We start from the raw sequence: 16876 nt of genomic DNA on the forward strand, positions 1-16876 counted from the left end.
ACGGCAATGACTGCTGTGGCAAATCTTTTCGACCTGAAGGGCCGCACCGCCCTCGTCACCGGCGGGTCCAGCGGCCTGGGCCTGCAGATCGCCGAGGCGCTCGGCACGCAGGGCGCGCGCGTGGTGATCTCGGCGCGCAAGGCGGATGCGCTGGAGTCTGCCCAGGCACACCTGGCCAGCCTGGGCGTGGACGCAAGCTGGATCGCCGCGGACAACGCCGCCGAGGACGATATCGAGCGCCTCGCCGTTGAGGCGATGGCACGCCTGGGCAAGGTCGACATCCTGGTCAACAACGCCGGCGCCACGTGGGGCGCGACCACCGCCGACCATCCGCTGGCCGCCTGGGACAAGGTCATGAACCTGAATGTGCGGGCGATCTTCCTGCTGACGCAGAAGATCGGCAAGCTGTCGATGATCCCGAACCGCTACGGCCGCGTGATCAACCTGGCCTCGATTGCCGGACTCAAGGGTAACGGCCCCAAGGGCCAGCCGACCATCGCCTACAACACCAGCAAGGGCGCCGTCGTCAATTTCACGCGCGCGCTCGCCGGCGAATGGGGCCCGCACGGCATCACCGTCAATGCGCTCGCACCGGGATTCTTCCCGTCGAAGATGACAAAGGGAACGATCGAGAAGCTCGGCGTCGAGAAGCTGTCGGAGCGCGCGCCCCTGCAGCGCATCGGTGATGACGACGACCTCAAGGGCGCAGCCCTGCTGTTTGCCAGCGACGCCGGCAAGCACATTACCGGCCAGATTCTCGCCGTCGACGGCGGCCTGACCGCCGTCTGAAGCTGTCCAGCCGCAATCCAATCCAACGCAAGCGAAGGAAACCATCATGAGCAACGCAGCAGCGACGCCCGAAGTCCGCATGACGATCGAGGACCATATCGCCATCATCTCGCTCGACAACGCCGGCAAGAAGAACGCCATCACCCCGGAACTGATGCAGCAGCTCTCGCAGCGGCTGACCGAGTTCGACAATGACGACAACCTGTGGGTGGCGGTGCTCGACCCGGCGGGCGAGCACACCACGGCCGGCCTCGACATGCCGAAGTTCTTCGGCCCGACCGCCACGGCCAAGCCGATTCCCGACGACCAGGTCGATCCCTTCGGCCTCAGGAAGCGCTGCCGCAAGCCGGTGATCTCGGTGGTCCACGGCATCACCTACACCATCGGCATCGAGCAGATGCTGGCTTCGGACATCGTGATCGCCGCCGATACGGCACGTTTCTGCCAGATGGAATCGAAGCGCGGCATCGCCCCGCTCGGTGGCGCGCACTACCGTTACCTCACGCGCACGGGCTGGGGCAATGCGATGTACCACCTGTTCCTCTGCGATGAATTCTCTGCCGAAGAGGCTTACCGCTGCGGTTTTGTCCAGGAAGTCCATCCGTACGGACGGCACCGCGAGCGCGCCATGGAAATCGCGCGGGCAATCAGCAAGGTCGCGCCGATCGGCCTGCGCGCGACCAAGGCGGCCGCGCTGACCTATATCGAACACGGCGAGCAGGCAGCCATCGCGGTCATCCCGCAGGTGCGCGAGGAGGTCTTCGCATCGGAAGACTTCAGGGAAGGGATCCAGTCCTTCGTCGAGCGTCGCGAGGCCCGCTTCACGGGGCGCTGAGAGGCGGCCGAATCTCCTTCACCACGGACACGGAAACCACCATGCAAACCTTCACGTCGATCGAAGCCCTGAAAGCGTTCCAGGGCAAGGAGGCCGGGCCAGGAAACTGGCACCAGGTCACGCAGCACGAGGTGAACCTGTTCGCCGAGGCCACCGGCGACCACCAGTGGATCCATGTCGATCCAGAGCGGGCCAGGCGTGAGTCGCCGTTTGGTGGCCCCGTTGCCCACGGATTGCTGACGCTGTCGTTGCTGCCGATGCTGATGGCGCAGGTGACGGGCTTCGAGGGCGTGCGGGCGCGGGTCAACTACGGCCTGAACCGCGTCCGCTTTACCGCGCCCGTGCCGGTCGGCGCGAAGGTGCGCGTCCGCGCGGTCCTGCAAGCGGTGGATGACGAAGGCGACGGTGGCGTGAAGGTGACGTGGAACGTCACGTTCGAGATGGAAGGATCGGCCAGGCCGGTCTGCATCGCGGAATCGCTGGCCAAGCTTTACTTCTAGGCAACTCCCGCACCGACGCGCCATGCCACCCGGCGCCGCGCGACGCATGCCGTCGCGCGGCGTGGCTTCCTTCGCCCTGGCGATGGCGGCCCCCCCAAGAAAGAAAAAGACTGGAGACAACAAGATGATCACTACTGCATGCGGCGGCGGCCGCGCGCGGATTGCGGCCGTGGCGCTGCTGATGCTCGGCGCGGCGCCCGCAGGCGGCGCGCTTGCGCAAGGCCGCACGCCCGCCTCGCTGATCGTTCCCTACCCGGCGGGCAGTTCGTTCGACATTGTCGCGCGGCGGATTCAGCCGGACCTCGGCACGCGCCTGGGCCGTACGGTGGTTGTCGAGAATTTCGGCGGTGCGTCAGGGTCGCTTGGCGCACAGCGCTTACTTAAGGCCGACAGCGAAACACTGACCATGGTCGTGGCGTCGCCGAACGAACTGACGCTGCCGCCGCTGGCGATGACGAGCGTGCGCTACAAGCCGGAAGACTTCCGCATGGTCGCGCTGCTGACGTCGGGCGTGCTGGCCGTGATGGCGAGGCCCAACTACCCGGCGAACAGCCTGGGAGAACTGGCCGGGAAGGCCCGCCTGCCCGGGGCGCAGCCGCTGTCGTTTGCCAGCACGGGCGTGGGTTCGATCTTTCACATGGTTGGCGTCGATTTCGGCAGGCGCCTCGGTATCCCGGTCAACCACGTGCCTTACAAGGGCGGTGCGCCAGCGGTGCAGGACGTGATGAGCGGGCAGGTGGACATCACCTTCATGCCGTTGATTCCTGCCTACATCCAGGCCGCCAAAGCGGGAAAGATCAAGGTGCTGGGCGTCCTGTCCGCGGACCGGCACGCCGCGCTGCCGGAGGTTCCGTCCGTCGACGACATCGCGGCATTGCGCGGCTTCCACTATTCGATGTGGACCGGGCTCTTCGTGTCCGCCAGGCTGCCACGGACCACCGCCGATGCCATCGGAAAGGCGGCCAACGACATCGTGGGCCAGGCGGCATTCCGCGATTGGGTGGCGGAGCGAGGCAATTTGCCAGGGACCGCGATGGATCTCGACCAGGCCGCCTCGTACTACCGCCAGGAGTCCGGCCGCTTCGCGCGCCTGGCACGCGACATCAACCTTGAACGCGAATGAGCACTGCAACGGAGTCATCCATGACCGCCCCCATGCCTGAGTACTGGACCGACGAGGTCCTGTTTAGCGAAGCCGACGTGGCCTGCTTCGAGCGCGTCCCGCTCGCCGAGCGCAAGCTGCCGGCCTCTACCTACGAGATGCTGATGGACGGCTGCGCCGTCGAGCCGTCGAAGGTCGCCATCCACTATTTCACCGACGGCGCGCGTCCTCTTGAGAGCGCGCGGCAGGTCACCTATGCCGAGCTGCGCGACAAGGTGCACCAGACGGCCAACCTGCTGGGCGACCTCGGCGTGGGCAAGGACGATGTCGTATCGGTGCTGTTGCCGGCCATCCCCGAATCGCAGTTCGTGCTGTGGGGCGCGCAGGCCGCCGGCATCGTCAACCCGGCCAACTGGATGCTGGAGCCCGACATCCTGGTGCAGATGTTCCGCTCGGCCGGGACCAAGGTACTGGTCGCCTACGGCGGCGAGGACAACGCCGAGATCTGGGCCAAGGCCGAGGCGGTTGCCCATGGCTTGCCGTCGCTGGCGGCGGTGATCCGCGTGGGCGGGACCGGGACTGCCCCGGCGGCGGTCGCAGGCATACCCGTGATCGACTTCGCCCTGGCCGTGGAGCGCTATCCCGCCGACCGGCTGCTGTCGGGGCGCGTCTTCTCGCCCGACGACACCGCCTCCCTCTTTCACACCGGCGGCACCACGGGCGCGCCCAAGCTGGCGCGCCACCTGCACCGCAACCAGGTGTTCTGGGTGTGGGCGTCGAAATACCTGACGGGGTTCGATTCGGCCGAGGTGCGGCTGGTCGGCGTGCCGATCTTTCACGTCGCCGGCGCCGTGGTCGGCTGCTTCGGCCCGCTGGCCAAGGGCGCGACCGTGATCCTGATGACCGCGGCGGGCTTCCGTCATCCGTCGGTGCTGCCCAATATCTGGCACATCGTCGAGGTCATGCGGGCCAACATGCTGACGCTGGTGCCGACGCTGGTCAACCAGGTGCTGTCGATCCCGCTCAACGGCGCGGACATCTCGACGCTCACCTACGTCGCCTCCTCGACGGCGCCGCTGTCGACGACTGTCGCGCAAGCCTTCTACCGGATGACCGGCCTGCGCATCCGTGAGAGCTGGGGCATGACCGAGACCACCGCGGTCACCTGCGTCACGCCGCCGGGCGAGCAGGTCAAGGTCGGCAGCTCGGGGGTGCGGCTGCCGTACCAGCAGGTGCGCATCGTGCAGCCGGACGGCGACGTGGCGCGCGACTGCGCGCCGGGCGAGTGCGGGCTGGTCATCGCGCGCGGGCCCTCGGTCTTTCCCGGCTACCTCGGGCAAGAGCAGGCGGCACGCTGGTTCGACGGCGACTGGCTCGACACCGGCGACCTGGGCTACCTCGACGCCGACGGCTGGCTGTGGATCACCGGCCGCGCCAAGGACCTGATCATTCGCGGCGGCCACAATATCGATCCGAAGATGGTCGAAGAAGTCCTGTTCGGCCATCCGGCGATCCAGGACGCCGCCGTGGTCGGTGCGCCGGACGCGCATGCCGGCGAGGTGCCGGTCGCCTACGTAGTGCTGAAGCCGCAGGCAAGCGCTTCGGCCCAGACCGTGCTGCAGTACGCCACCGAGCACATGCCCGAGCGTGCGGCGGTGCCCCGGCACTGCTTCGTGCTGCCGGAAATGCCGAAGACATCGGTCGGGAAGATCCAGAAGAACCTGCTGCGGGTCGACGCCATCGAGCGGATGTTCCGGGCCGCGCTCGACGGCATCGGCCGCGGTGCGGACGCCTCGGTGCAAGCTACCGACCGCGGCAGCCGCGGCTTCTTTGTCGAGATCCGCGTGCCGGCGCGCGAGGCGGACGATGCCGTGCTGGCCGACGCATTGCGTAGTTTCACCATCCCCTATGCGGTCCGAGCCGCCGAAGGAGCCTGACCATGAGCCGATCCATTGACCGAAGGACGGCGGGCAAGTGGCTGCTTGCCGGCGCCGCCACGGCCGCCGCGACGAGCCTGCCGCGCGCGCTGCTGGCCCAGTCGGCCTTTCCATCGAAGACGCTGCAGTTGGTGGTGCCGTATCCGGCCGGCGGCACCACCGATGTGGTGGCGCGCACGCTGGCGCATGGCATGTCGGGCCAGAAGACGCCCCCGGTGATCGTCGAGAACCGCCCCGGCGGCTCCAGCTCGATCGGCACCGGCTTCGTGGCGCGCGCGCAGGCGGACGGCCACACGCTGCTGGTGACGACGGGCAGCACCGTGACGTTGCTGCCGCACACGCAGGGACTGCCGTTCGACCCGCTGAAGGCGCTGATCCCGGTTGCGGAACTGGGCCGCACGCCGCTGTTCCTCTACGCCAATCCCGGCATCCCGGCGAAGGACCTGAAGGGGCTGGTCGCGTGGATGAAGGCCAATCCCGGGAAGATCACCTACGGCTCGTACGGGCAAGGCACGCAAGGGCATTTCGGCGGCGTGATCCTCGGCAAGTCCGCGGGGGTCGACATGCTGCACGTGCCGTTCCAGGGCGGCGCGCCGGCGATGCAGGCCCTGATCGGCGGCCATGTCCAACTCATGATCGACGCCTACCAGCCGGCAATGGAGCAGGTAAAGGCGGGCAAGGTGCTGGCCCTCGCGGTGTCCAGCCCCGAACGCAGCCCGTATGCGCCGGAGGTTCCGACCTTCCGCGAGCTGGGCCTGCCCCAGGTCGAGGCCATCAGCGGGTTCTTCGGCATGTTCGCGCCGGCGGGGACGAAGCCGGAGACGGTCACGGCGCTGAGCCGGCTCGTCTCCGGCATCACGGCTTCCGAGGCCTATCGCCAGAGTCTGGCGAAGCTGGGCGTGCTGCCGCCGCAAGCCCTGACCCCGGCGCAGATGGACCGGTCGGTCCAGCAGACCAACGCGGAGTGGGCGAAGTTTGTCCGGGATATCGGCTATCGCCGGGGCGACGCCTGAGCGCCGGCAATCGCCATCCATCGCCATCCATCGCCATCCATTGCATTCACGAACAAGGAATTGCTGTGTCCACAACATACAAAGCTCCCGTCGACGACTATGTCTTCCTGCTGCATGACGTGATCGCGCCGGTCGCGCCGCATGCACTGGGCGACCTCGCGCGCGACGATACACGCGAGGTGCTCGGGCAGGCCGCCCGCTTCTTCGAGGAAGTCTGGGCGCCGCTGGACGGCCCGGCCGACGAGCAGGGCTGCCGTTTCGAAAACGGCGCGGTACGGACGCCGGACGGCTATCCGGCCGGATACGCCGCGCTGTGCGAGGCGGGCTGGAACCGGGTGTCGGCGCCCGAGGCACTCGGCGGTGCCGGACTGCCGGAGACCATCGGACAGGCGGTGCGCGAGTTCTCCGCGTCGGCCTGTAATTCGCTGGGCCTCTATGCGGGCCTGACGGCCGGCGCGCATGCCACGATCCGCCGCACCGGCGAGCCCTGGATGCTGCAGCACGTCGTGCCTGCGATGGTCGAGGGACGCTGGGCGGGCACGATGTGCCTGACCGAGCCGCATTGCGGCACTGACCTGCGCCTGATGAAGACGCGCGCGGTGCCGCAGCCGGACGGCAGCTGGCGGCTGAGTGGCACCAAGATCTTTATCTCGGGCGGCGACCAGGACCTGACCGAGAATGTCATCCACCTGGTGCTGGCGAAGGTGCCGGACGAGAGCGGCCATATCCGTGACGACCTTTCGACGGTCCGGCTGTTCCTTGTTCCCAAGCGCGTGGTGGACCCCGACACCGGCACGCTGGGCGGCCCCAACGGCGTCGTCGTGGCCGGCATCGAACACAAGATGGGCCTGAAGGGCAGCGCCACCTGCACGATGTCGTTCGAGCACGCGCTGGCGTATCCGCTGCAGGAGTCGAGCCAGCCTGCGGGGACGCAGCGCAAGTCGTCCGCCGGCATGAGCGGCATGTTCGACATGATGAACTCGGCGCGCCTCGGCACCGGGCTGCAGGCATTGTCGTCGGCGACCCGCGCCTATGGCCATGCCGCCGACTACGCCCGCGAGCGGCTGGCCGGCCGGGCGGCCAAGGCCGAAGACCGCAGCGGCGGCGCCGCCGACCCGATCGTGGTCCATCCGGACGTGCGCCGGCTGCTGCTGAAGCAGGCAGCTTTCCTCGAATCCGCCCGCGCCCTGGGATTGCTCGTCAGGACGCTGCTCGACGAGCCGGACGAAGCGCTGCGCGGCAGCCGCAACGCGATCGGCAGCCTGCTGACGCCGGTGGTCAAGGCGTTCTTCAGTGACCGTTCCTTCGAGTCGGCCAACGACGCCATGCAACTGATGGGCGGGCACGGCTATATCCGCGACAACGGGGTCGAACAACTGGTGCGCGACTGCCGCATCTTCCAGCTCTACGAAGGCGCCAACGGCGTGCAGGCCCTGGACCTGGTGCTGCGCAAGCTGCCCGCCGGCGGTGGCCGCGCGCTCGCTGACTTCCTCGAACTGGTCGAGGGCACGGCGTCGGAAGCGGGGCAGCGCGAGCCGCTTCGCCCGCATGCCGATGCGCTGCGGCAAGCCGTGCAGGACATCCGCGCCTGCGCCACTTGGTTCGCTGACCCGGCGCGCGACCCGTACGACGCCGGCGCGTCCTCCAGCGATTTCCTCACGATGATGGGCATCGTCGCCTGCGCCTGGACGTGGCTGCGGATAGCGGATGTGGCGCTCGGCCTCATGCCCGCGGCGGCAAACAAGCCATTCCTCACGCGCAAGCTGGAACTCGCCCGCTACTGGTTCGCGCGCGAACTGCCGCTGGTTCCGGCCTTGCGGCAGCGCGTGGAAACCGGCGCGGCCTGCCTGATGGCGTTGCCGGCCGACCAGTTCTGACCAGCATTCGCTCTCACCCATTCATTCAAAGGAGATTCGCCAATGAAAACGCAGATCACCGAATTGTTCGGCATCGCGCATCCGATCATCCAGGGCGGCATGCACTACGTCGGGTTCGCGGAGCTGGCTGCCGCGGTGTCCAATGCGGGCGGGCTGGGCATCATCACCGCGCTGACGCAGCCGAGTCCGCAGGCCCTGGCGCAAGAGATCCGGCGTTGCCGGGAACTGACCGACAAGCCGTTCGGCGTCAACCTGACCTTCCTGCCCGCGCGCAATCCGCCCGATTACCCCGGCTACGTGCGCGCGATCATCGATGGCGGCGTCAAGGTCGTCGAGACCGCCGGCAACAACCCGCAGAAATGGCTGCCGATGCTGCACGAAGCCGGGATCAAGGTGATCCACAAATGCACGTCGGTGCGGCATGCATTGAAGGCCGAGAGCATCGGCTGCGACGCGGTCAGCGTGGACGGCTTTGAATGTGGCGGCCATCCCGGCGAGGACGACGTTCCCAACTTCATCCTGCTGCCCCGCGCCGCGGACGAGCTCAAGGTGCCGTTCGTTGCCTCGGGCGGCATGGCCGATGGCCGCTCGCTGGTGGCGGCGCTGGCAATGGGTGCCGGCGGCATCAATATGGGCACGCGCTTCGTCGCAACCCACGAGGCGCCGGTACACCAGAAAGTGAAGCAGGCCATCGTCGCGGCGACCGAACTCGATACGCGGCTCGTGATGCGGCCGCTGCGCAATACCGAGCGCGTGCTGAACAACGCCGGGGTCGAGCGCCTGCTGGAGAAGGAAAGGCGGCTCGGGGCCGACATCGCCTTCTCGGACATCGCCGAGGAGGTGGGTGGCGTCTATCCGCGTGTCATGAAAGACGGCGACCTCGACGCGGGCGCCTGGTCGTGCGGCATGGTCGCCGGCTTGATTCATGACATACCCACGGTCGGAGAACTGATCGACCGAATCATGCGCCAGGCGGAAGACATCGTTGCAAAGCGACTGCAGGGGATGCTGTCGCTTGCATGAATACTGAACATACCAGCAGGGGGAAAGGCAATGCGTGGAATTGTTGCGAAGATCAAAGTCCAGGAAGGCCGGGAGGCCGAGTTCGAAGCGCTGGCGGCCGACCTGGTCGCCGCATCGCGCGGTGAAGCAGGCTGCCTGTCATATGAGCTGTGGCGCTCGGATGAAGACCGCGTCTATGTCTTTATCGAGCGCTATGCCGACGAGGCTGCGGCCCAGGCCCACGTCAAGGCCGATCACTATCGCCGCATCGGTCGGCAGATGGGCGCGTTCATGGATGGTGCGCCGACTGTGTTCAGGCTCGCGGCGGTGGAATCCGGTGCCGGCACATCCTGACGGCGGCGCACCACGCCTCTGACGAGATGGCCTCGTTGCGCGCATGGCAGGGTCGAGGTCTCCAGGCGACCTCATGTGATGTGACGGGTCCGGGGTCAGGCGCTGACGGCAGCGGGGGAATGCGCGATGGGCTCTTGTGAGCGCGGTCCGCCATCGGCCATCCGTCCCGCGCCGAGGATCAGGTCGCGCGAGATCGCCTCGGTGCGCGTCACACCGCACAGTTGCATCGTTCGCATGTACTCGTCCTGCAGGATCGCCAATGCGCGGTGCGCACCCTCCTCGCCCGCCGCGGCCACGCCGTAGAGCGTGGCGCGGCCCACGAGCACGGCTTGCGCACCAAGCGCGCGCGCCTTGAGGACGTCGCTGCCGCGCCTGACGCCACCGTCCAGCAGCACCGGCACGCGGCCCTTCAGTGCCTGGACCACCGGAGGCAATGCATCGATCGATGCCTGCACGCCGTCTAGCTGGCGCCCGCCATGATTGGACACGACGATCGCATCGGCGCCCAGCGCCGCCGCGCGCAATGCATCGTCGGGACGAAGAATGCCTTTGACGATCAGCTTGCGCGGCCAGCGGTCCCGCAGCGCGGCCAGCGCATCCCAGTCGAATGCGGGATCGTAGTTTCGGCCGACCGACGATGCCACGGCGCTGGCGCTCCGGGCTTCCGCCTCCAGGCCCTGCAGGTTTTCCATCACGGGCATGCCGTGGGTCAGCAGACGCATTGCCCAGCGTGGGCGCGTCGCGAAGTCCAGGAGGTTTCGCGGCGTGAAACGGAACGGCACGCGGAAGTCGTTGCGGAAGTCCCGCTCGCGCTTGCCGCCCACGGGCAGGTCCACCGTAATGACCAGCGCCTCGTAGCCGGCCGCATGGGCGCGGTCCATCCAGGCATGCAGGAACGGCTTGTTGCGCAGGATGTAGGCCTGGAACCAGAGCCGTCCCGGCGCCGCGTCGGCAATCCGTTCGATCGAGGCCGTGGCAGTGCTCGACAAGGTATATGGCACACCGGCCGCCGCGGCCGCACGGGCGATGGCCACGTCGCCGCCGTGCCGGCCAAAGCCGACCGCACCCGTAGGTGCGATGGCCAGTGGCATCGCCGCCGGGGCGCCCAGCACCGTGGCGCCGGTGTCGACCGAAGACACGTCGACCAGCGTGTGCGGGGCCAGGCGAATGCGCCGGAACGCGGCCACGTTGTCATCGAGGGTGATTTCGTCTTCGGCGCCGCCATCGAAGAAATCGAAGATGGCGCGCGGCAGATACCTGCGCGCCGCCGCCCGCAGGTCCGCAATCGAATGGGCGTTCATCGTGGTGCTCACTCTGCCTTGATGCCGGCCGACTGGATCACGCGCTGCCACCTCTGCTGGTCCTGTTTCAGGAATGCGGCGAACTGGGCCGGCGTGTCGCCAACGGGGATCGCGCCAAGGCTGCGCAGGCGCTCCTTCACCGCGGGCTTGGCCAGCGCCTTGACCATCGCATCATGAAGCTTGTCGACGGCCTCCTTGGGCGTGCCGGCCGGCGCGAGCAGTCCCACCCACGGTGCCGTCTCCTCGAAGCCCGGAAAGCCGGATTCGGCCATCGTCGGCGCATCGGGGAACTCGGGCAGCCGCCTGGCGGTGCCGACAGCCAGTACGCGCAGGCGCTTCTGGTTCACGTATTCGGCAATGCCGATGATCGGGTAGAAGGTGAACGATACGCGACCGGCCATGACTTCGGTCAGCGCGGGACCATTGCCACGGAACGGTACATGGGTCATATGCACTTTCGCCGTCGTCCCCAGCAGTTCCGCGGCCAGGTGTCCCGAGCCGCCGTTTCCGGCCGAACCGAAACTCACGGCGCCGTCGCCGGACTTGGCTGCCTTGATCAGCTCGGGCAGCGTGTGATACGGGGAATTCGCCGCCGTGACGGCCACCAGCGGCAGCATCGCCGCGTTCGATACGGGCACGAAGTCCTTGAGCGGGTCGTAGCCGGCGCGCTCCTTCATCAGCAGCGCGTTGACGTTGTGCGATAGCGAGGCGAACAGCACCGTGTAGCCGTCGGCGTCGGCGGCCTTGACTTCCTTGGTGGCGATCAGCGAGTTGGCGCCGGTCTTGTTATCGACCAATACCGATGTCCCAAGCGTGGTGCTCATGTCCTGCGCCAGCACGCGCGCAATGACGTCGGTCGGGCCGCCGGCCGCGAAGCCCACGACCATGCGGATCGGCTTTGACGGATAGGTGGCGGTGGCTGCGGCGACTGCGGGCGCGGTGCCGAGCAGTGCGCCGGCTGCCACGAGCGTGGCGGCCATTCGTTGCCAGGCAGTGATGTGCGGGGGGCATTTCATGGTTGTCTCCTTGAGTGTCGTGCGGGCGGCGTCTGGTGCGCCGGCTTGCTGCTGTTCTGCTGTTGCTATTGCTGTTGCTGCGTCAGGCGATGCCGTGCTCCAGCACGCCCACGCCCGATACCGACAGGCGCAGCCTGTCGCCGGCGCGCAGGTAGCGCGGAGGATCTCGGAAGGCACCGCTGCCGGCCGGCGTGCCGGTGGCCACCACGTCGCCTGGCTCCAGCGTCATGAAGCGCGACAGGTAGGCAATCAGCGTGTTGACGGGAAACAGCATGTCGGCGGTATGGCCATGTTGCATGCGCTCGCCGTTGATCCAGGCTTCTACCGTGAGCGCCTGGGGATCGGGTACCTCGTCGCGTGTGACCAGCCACGGGCCCATCGGCGCGAAGCCGTCGTGGCTCTTGGCAAACGTGGTCTGCGGCGGCGACACATCGAACTGGAACTCGCGCGCGCTCATGTCGTTGAGCACGGTGTAGCCGGCGATGACCGACGGCGCCTCATGCGCCTCGATATGCCTTGCATGCACGCCGATGACGACGGCCAGCTCGGCTTCGAAATCGAGCTTGGTCACGTCTGGCGGGCACGGAATTGCCGTGCCCGGTGCCGCAACGCTCGAGGGCAGCTTGGCGATGATGCGCGGCTTCTCGAACGGCGCCACGCCCGTTTCCTTCGCGTGGTCGGCATAGTTGCGACCGATGGCGACGATCTTGCCGGGACGCGGAACCGGCGCCAGCAGCGTCACGGCATCCAGGGGAATCATCGCGGCGTGGCCGGCTTCGCGCATGGCTTGCACATGCAGGGCCAGCGCGGCCAGCGCCGGGGGACCGGCCTGCAGGAGCCGCAGCATGCCGCCGGCCGCCGGTTCGATGCCAGCGGCGGCGCAGCGTAGCGTGACGGCTTGCGTGACAGGCGTCTGCCTGACCCAGTCGGCCACCGGGAGCAGGCGGTCGTCCCCGGTCACGACGCCGATGCCAGGCCTGCCGTCTTGCAGGTATGTCGCGAGCTTCATGCCGTGGCCTCCGGGAAAAAGCGGTTCGCCATGACCTGGCAACGCTTGATCAGCCGGCGCTCGTCGGAGCGGTAGTCGGCCACGGCATTGTGGATCGTGCCCATGTTGTCCCACATCAGCACATCGCCGACGGTCCAGCGGTGGCGGTAGCGGTACTTGTCCTGCAACTGGTGCGCGAACAGGTAAGCCAGCATCTCGTCGCTTTGCTGCGGCGGCAGCTCATTGATACGTACCGAATAGCCCGGGTTGGCATAGAGCACCTTGCGCCCCGTGATCGGGTGGGTCAAGAACACCGGATGCGACACCGGTGGCTTCGCGGCGCGTTGCGCCTCGGTCAGCGGCGGGCGCTGGCTGCCTTTCTCGCGCCGCATCATTTCCCAGAACTTGTTGAAATCATGCAGCACGGTCATGCCATCGAGCCGCGTCTTGATGTCGGCCGGCAGATCGTCGTATGCGGCGTGCATGTTGCAGAACTCGGTGCAGCCGAGTGGCTCGCCATCGCGGTGCGGAATCTCGATGCCATAGAGGATGTTGCAGAACGCGATCATGCGGCTGTACGACATGTCGGTATGCCAGTCCTGTCCCGCATCGGCGAGCCCGATCGGCGTGTCGTCCTCGACAATGTTCGACAGGATCATGACCTCGGGGATGCCGGGTTCCTGGTACTTGCCGGCCACGTTGATCTCGAGCTTGCCGAAGCGGTCGCTGAAGGCCTTCAGGCTGGCGGCATCGAGCGACTGGTTCGGGAAGCTGACCACGCCGTAGCGTCCGAGCACCTGTTCGACCTGCGTCTGGCCGGCGTCGGTCAGCGGCAGGGACAGGTCCAGGCCTTCGATGCGGGCGCCGAAGCCGTCGGCGTTGGGCACGATATTCATGAGGTGTGTCTCCGTGTTGGGGCTGATGCGGGGGCTTGTGCGGGGGCCTGTGTGGCAAGACGCCTTACCAGGCGGCCATCAGGATCGAAAGAACGTCGTCGGGGCGTGCCACCGGACGCGGGTTGAAGGCCAGCCCGCGCTCGCCCATCACGTGATGCGCGACGGCGGGCAGGGCGTCGCGGGCGATGCCGAGGTCACGCAGGCGCGAGGGCACGCCGGTGTCTGCCTGCAGGGCCGTCAGGCAAGCCGGCAGGTCGATGCCGCCGAGCGCTTGCGCGGCGGCATCGGTTTCGGCCTGCGCTGCCGGCGCATTGAAGCGCACCGCGTGGGGCAGGATCACCGCATTCGCCGCGCCATGCGGCACGCCGAACGTGGCGCCGAGCACATGGCAGATTGCGTGATGGAGACAGCTTCGCGCACTGGCGAGCACCATGCCGGACATATGTGCGGCCAGCAGCAGTTCCGCGCGCGCCGCTTCGCTCTGCGCGTCGCGTGCCAGTTCTCGCATCGCGCTGCCGAAGCGGCGTGTGGCGTCGAGCGCCAGCACGGAAGCGATCGGTGAACGTGCCGTCGAGTAGAGACCTTCGATGCAATGGGCCAGCCCGTTCATCGCCGTGCTCAGCAGCAGCGCTGCCGGGATATCACGCGTAGCCGCCGGGTCGGCCAGCACGACGCGGCTGGCGATCTGCGCGTCCCAGAACAGCAGCTTGGTGCCGGCATCGGTGCGGATGCCGAAGGACGGTGTCACTTCGGCGCCCGAGGCGGTGACCGGTATCGAGACGATCGGCAGCTTCGGCGCCAGCAGCGCGGGCATGATCACCTGGCGCGGCGGTATGAAACGGCTGGCGTGCCGGGCCAGCTCGCCGCCCTCGGCCAGCAGCAGCGTCACTGCCTTGGCCGTGTCGCTGACGCTGCCGCCCCCGACGGCCACGACACCATCGATCTGTGCGCTGCGGGCGGCAACGGCAATACGGGTCGCCGTCTGAACCGACGAATGCGCCGGGATGTCGCTGACCGAAAGCGCGGCCCCATCCTGCAACAGATCCTGCACGGTGGCATACAGCGCCGATGTGGCGGTGCGCGGGCTGGTCAGCAACAGGGGCCGCTTTACGCCGAGGCGGTCAAGCTCTTCACGTAGCGCATGGACGGCGCCGGCGCGCAGCACCAGGCGCGTGCGCAGGGACTGATGGGCGAATTCGTGCGCGTTCATGGCGTCAGGCCGCCGCAACGAAGCGGAATTCGGGGGTGATGGTCAGCGCCACCAGCGTGGCATCGTCCGCGCCGAGCCGGATCGTGGCCTGCACCGCGTACAGCTGTGACGGGCCGTCGATCGTCACCAGGCCGTCCTGCGGATGGCCGTTGTCGAAGCGATAGACCGCCATGTACCCGCCCACCTCGGCGACGTGGTCGTCATGCTTGTGCACGAAAACGTTGCTCAGTACATGGCGGATGCGTTGCGTCGTCGAGCGGGTTTGCATCGCTTCGGCCATCGCCATGTGGCCGCGCAGCGCCACCCCTTGCCGGTGCCAGACGCCGTCCGGATCGAACAGGGCGAGCAGGCCGTCATAGTCCGACTGGTCGAGACAGTGGAAGAAACGGTGCAGCAGTTGCTGGCAAAGGGGCAGCAGGGCGTGGGAGGGCGCCATTGATTGTTTTCGCGTTGGAAGCAAGCGAAAGTGCCTGCATCTGTGCCAAGACTACCGACCCTGCTTGCGCCCGGGAAGCACATGGACGAGAATTTGTTGTTTCCGGACTGGAAACAACGAGGCAATATGGACCGGTTGCGCTGTATCGAGGTCTTTCTGGAAGTGGCCAGGGGCCGAAGTTTCTCGGCGGCCGCCGAGCGGCTGGGCATGTCCAAGGGGAATGTGACCAAGCATGTGGCCTGGCTGGAAACGTCGCTGGGCGCAAGGCTGCTGACGCGCACCACCAAGAGCGTGGCGCTGACCGATGCCGGACTGTCCCTGCTCGAAGCAGGGGCGGACCTGCTCGAGCGATACGACCAGGCACAGGCCGCGATCGAGGGATCGATCACATCGCCGCGCGGTGCCTTGCGGGTGGGGACGCCGCCTTCGTTCGGCGCGTTCCACCTGGTGCCACTGCTGACGGAGTTCTCGGTGCTGCACCCCGACGTGCAGGTGATCCTGCACCTGGACGATGGACGGGCCGACCTGGTCAAGGATGGACTCGACCTCTCCGTTCGCATCGCGCCATCGCTACGCGACACGAGCTATGTCGCGCAAAAGCTCGCCGTGGTGCCGCAGATCCTGGTGGCGTCGGACCGCTATCTCGCCGCGCGCGGCTATCCCGCCACGCCGCAGGACCTCCTCGCGCACGATTGCCTGGTGCATGCGCTGAAATCGCCGACCAATACCTGGGCGTTCAATGGGCCGGAGGGCAATACGTCAGTGCGCGTAACCGGCACGATCCGCGCGAACTTTGGCGAAGCGCTGCGGCATGCGGCCATCCTCGGGCACGGCATCGCCATGCACCCGACCTATATGGTCAACGACGACCTGCGCGAAGGGCGGCTGCGACATGTCATGCCGGCCTACCAGCCCACCGTGCTGGACATCTTCGCGGTGTTTCCAAGCCGCCAGCACATGCCGACCCGCGTGAGGGTGTTCATCGATTTCCTGAAGGCGCGCTTCAGCGATGTGTCGGGGTGGCGCTGAACCTGCGCGCCTGGGCGTGCCGCCGTCTTGAAGCAACCACGGTTCGCGAGGCCAGCACGCTTCAGGCGGCCGCGCCTGGCGGGGCATGGCCTGCCAGGAATCGGTCCAGTTGGCCAGCGAACGCCTTGCTATCCTGTTGGGCGTACGGTGCCGGACCGCCGGTATCGACACCCGAGCCGCGGAGCTGGTCCATCACCTCGCGCATGGTCAGGCGTTCCTGGATATTCTCACGGGTAAACCAGCTTCCGCGCGGGTCGAGCACATAGGCACCCTTGTCGAGGGCGGCGGCGGCAAGCGGTATATCCGCCGTAATCACGAGGTCACCATGGCCGGCCAGCTCGACGATGCGCTCATCGGCGGCGTCGATGCCCGCCGGCACTTGCAGTGCCTTGATAAAGCGCGAAGGCGGCGTGCGCAAATACCGGTTCGCCACCAGCGTGACGCACACTTCGACACGCTGCGCGGCCCGATACAGCATTTCCTTGACGACAAGCGGGCAGGCGTCGGCGTCAACCAGTACTTGCATCGCGGGATTCCAATTGAGGGAGGGAACGCTCATATTACTGCCTGCGCGCGTCATATCGAGGACGC

Annotated in this window: 17 protein-coding genes; 10 read left to right on the forward strand and 7 right to left on the reverse strand. The window is 67.3% G+C overall.

From position 1 onward, the window contains the following. Positions 1-6 precede the first annotated feature (6 nt). The 9 genes from AB4Z48_RS00755 to AB4Z48_RS00795 all read left to right on the forward strand — a co-directional run bounded on the left by AB4Z48_RS00755 (position 7) and on the right by AB4Z48_RS00795 (position 9409). The gene (locus AB4Z48_RS00755) at positions 7-789 is read left to right on the forward strand and encodes an SDR family oxidoreductase (protein WP_441611911.1); all 783 of its coding nucleotides are present in this window, start codon (positions 7-9) and stop codon (positions 787-789) included. A 46-nt stretch (positions 790-835) separates the two neighbouring features. Then, positions 836-1624, forward strand: a complete 789-nt coding sequence (locus AB4Z48_RS00760; protein WP_441611912.1) for a crotonase/enoyl-CoA hydratase family protein — start codon at positions 836-838, stop codon at positions 1622-1624. A 41-nt stretch (positions 1625-1665) separates the two neighbouring features. Next, entirely contained in the window at positions 1666-2124 is a 459-nt protein-coding gene (locus tag AB4Z48_RS00765) for a MaoC family dehydratase (RefSeq protein WP_441611913.1), read from the forward strand. A 124-nt stretch (positions 2125-2248) separates the two neighbouring features. Next, positions 2249-3247 (forward strand): tripartite tricarboxylate transporter substrate binding protein, encoded by a 999-nt coding sequence (locus AB4Z48_RS00770; RefSeq protein ID WP_441611914.1) that lies wholly within the window; start codon positions 2249-2251, stop codon positions 3245-3247. Positions 3248-3267: 20 nt separating this feature from the next. Then, positions 3268-5163 (forward strand): acyl-CoA synthetase, encoded by a 1896-nt coding sequence (locus tag AB4Z48_RS00775; protein ID WP_441611915.1) that lies wholly within the window; start codon positions 3268-3270, stop codon positions 5161-5163. A 2-nt stretch (positions 5164-5165) separates the two neighbouring features. Then, positions 5166-6176 carry a Bug family tripartite tricarboxylate transporter substrate binding protein gene (locus tag AB4Z48_RS00780; RefSeq protein ID WP_441611916.1) on the forward strand — a complete coding sequence of 337 codons (1011 nt, stop codon included), beginning with the start codon at positions 5166-5168 and terminating at the stop codon, positions 6174-6176. A 65-nt stretch (positions 6177-6241) separates the two neighbouring features. Beyond that, positions 6242-8053 (forward strand): acyl-CoA dehydrogenase C-terminal domain-containing protein, encoded by a 1812-nt coding sequence (locus AB4Z48_RS00785; protein ID WP_441611917.1) that lies wholly within the window; start codon positions 6242-6244, stop codon positions 8051-8053. A 42-nt stretch (positions 8054-8095) separates the two neighbouring features. Next, on the forward strand, positions 8096-9076 hold the full coding sequence (locus AB4Z48_RS00790) for an NAD(P)H-dependent flavin oxidoreductase (RefSeq protein WP_441611918.1): 981 nt from the start codon (positions 8096-8098) through the stop codon (positions 9074-9076). 30 nt (positions 9077-9106) lie between these two features. After that, positions 9107-9409 carry a putative quinol monooxygenase gene (locus tag AB4Z48_RS00795; protein WP_441611919.1) on the forward strand — a complete coding sequence of 101 codons (303 nt, stop codon included), beginning with the start codon at positions 9107-9109 and terminating at the stop codon, positions 9407-9409. Positions 9410-9504: 95 nt separating this feature from the next. Here the strand turns inward: AB4Z48_RS00795 and AB4Z48_RS00800 are convergent, their stop codons facing one another. From AB4Z48_RS00800 to AB4Z48_RS00825, 6 genes are all read right to left on the reverse strand, one after another. Further along, positions 9505-10710, reverse strand: coding sequence for an alpha-hydroxy acid oxidase (locus tag AB4Z48_RS00800; protein WP_441611920.1), 1206 nt, complete (start codon positions 10708-10710; stop codon positions 9505-9507). Positions 10711-10718: 8 nt separating this feature from the next. Further along, positions 10719-11726 (reverse strand): tripartite tricarboxylate transporter substrate binding protein, encoded by a 1008-nt coding sequence (locus tag AB4Z48_RS00805; protein WP_441611921.1) that lies wholly within the window; start codon positions 11724-11726, stop codon positions 10719-10721. Positions 11727-11808: 82 nt separating this feature from the next. Beyond that, a complete protein-coding gene (locus AB4Z48_RS00810; protein WP_441611922.1) occupies positions 11809-12735 on the reverse strand; it encodes a fumarylacetoacetate hydrolase family protein in 927 nt (308 codons plus the stop codon). Further along, positions 12732-13610, reverse strand: a complete 879-nt coding sequence (locus AB4Z48_RS00815; RefSeq protein ID WP_441611923.1) for a TauD/TfdA dioxygenase family protein — start codon at positions 13608-13610, stop codon at positions 12732-12734. Before AB4Z48_RS00815 ends, AB4Z48_RS00810 begins: the two co-directional genes overlap by 4 nt. A gap of 64 nt (positions 13611-13674) precedes the next feature. Continuing rightward, a complete protein-coding gene (locus AB4Z48_RS00820) occupies positions 13675-14820 on the reverse strand; it encodes an iron-containing alcohol dehydrogenase family protein (protein ID WP_441611924.1) in 1146 nt (381 codons plus the stop codon). A 4-nt stretch (positions 14821-14824) separates the two neighbouring features. Next, on the reverse strand, positions 14825-15256 hold the full coding sequence (locus AB4Z48_RS00825) for a nuclear transport factor 2 family protein (protein WP_441611925.1): 432 nt from the start codon (positions 15254-15256) through the stop codon (positions 14825-14827). An 81-nt stretch (positions 15257-15337) separates the two neighbouring features. Here AB4Z48_RS00825 and AB4Z48_RS00830 point away from each other — a divergent pair, with 81 nt between their 5' ends. Then, positions 15338-16285, forward strand: a complete 948-nt coding sequence (locus tag AB4Z48_RS00830) for a LysR family transcriptional regulator (RefSeq protein WP_441611926.1) — start codon at positions 15338-15340, stop codon at positions 16283-16285. A 61-nt stretch (positions 16286-16346) separates the two neighbouring features. Here AB4Z48_RS00830 and AB4Z48_RS00835 read toward each other — a convergent pair whose 3' ends face one another. Then, the gene (locus AB4Z48_RS00835; RefSeq protein ID WP_441612263.1) at positions 16347-16811 is read right to left on the reverse strand and encodes a YaiI/YqxD family protein; all 465 of its coding nucleotides are present in this window, start codon (positions 16809-16811) and stop codon (positions 16347-16349) included. Positions 16812-16876 lie beyond the last annotated feature (65 nt).

Origin of the sequence: Cupriavidus sp. 2TAF22 (genome assembly GCF_052115045.1) — a bacterium.
Lineage (GTDB): Bacteria > Pseudomonadota > Gammaproteobacteria > Burkholderiales > Burkholderiaceae > Cupriavidus.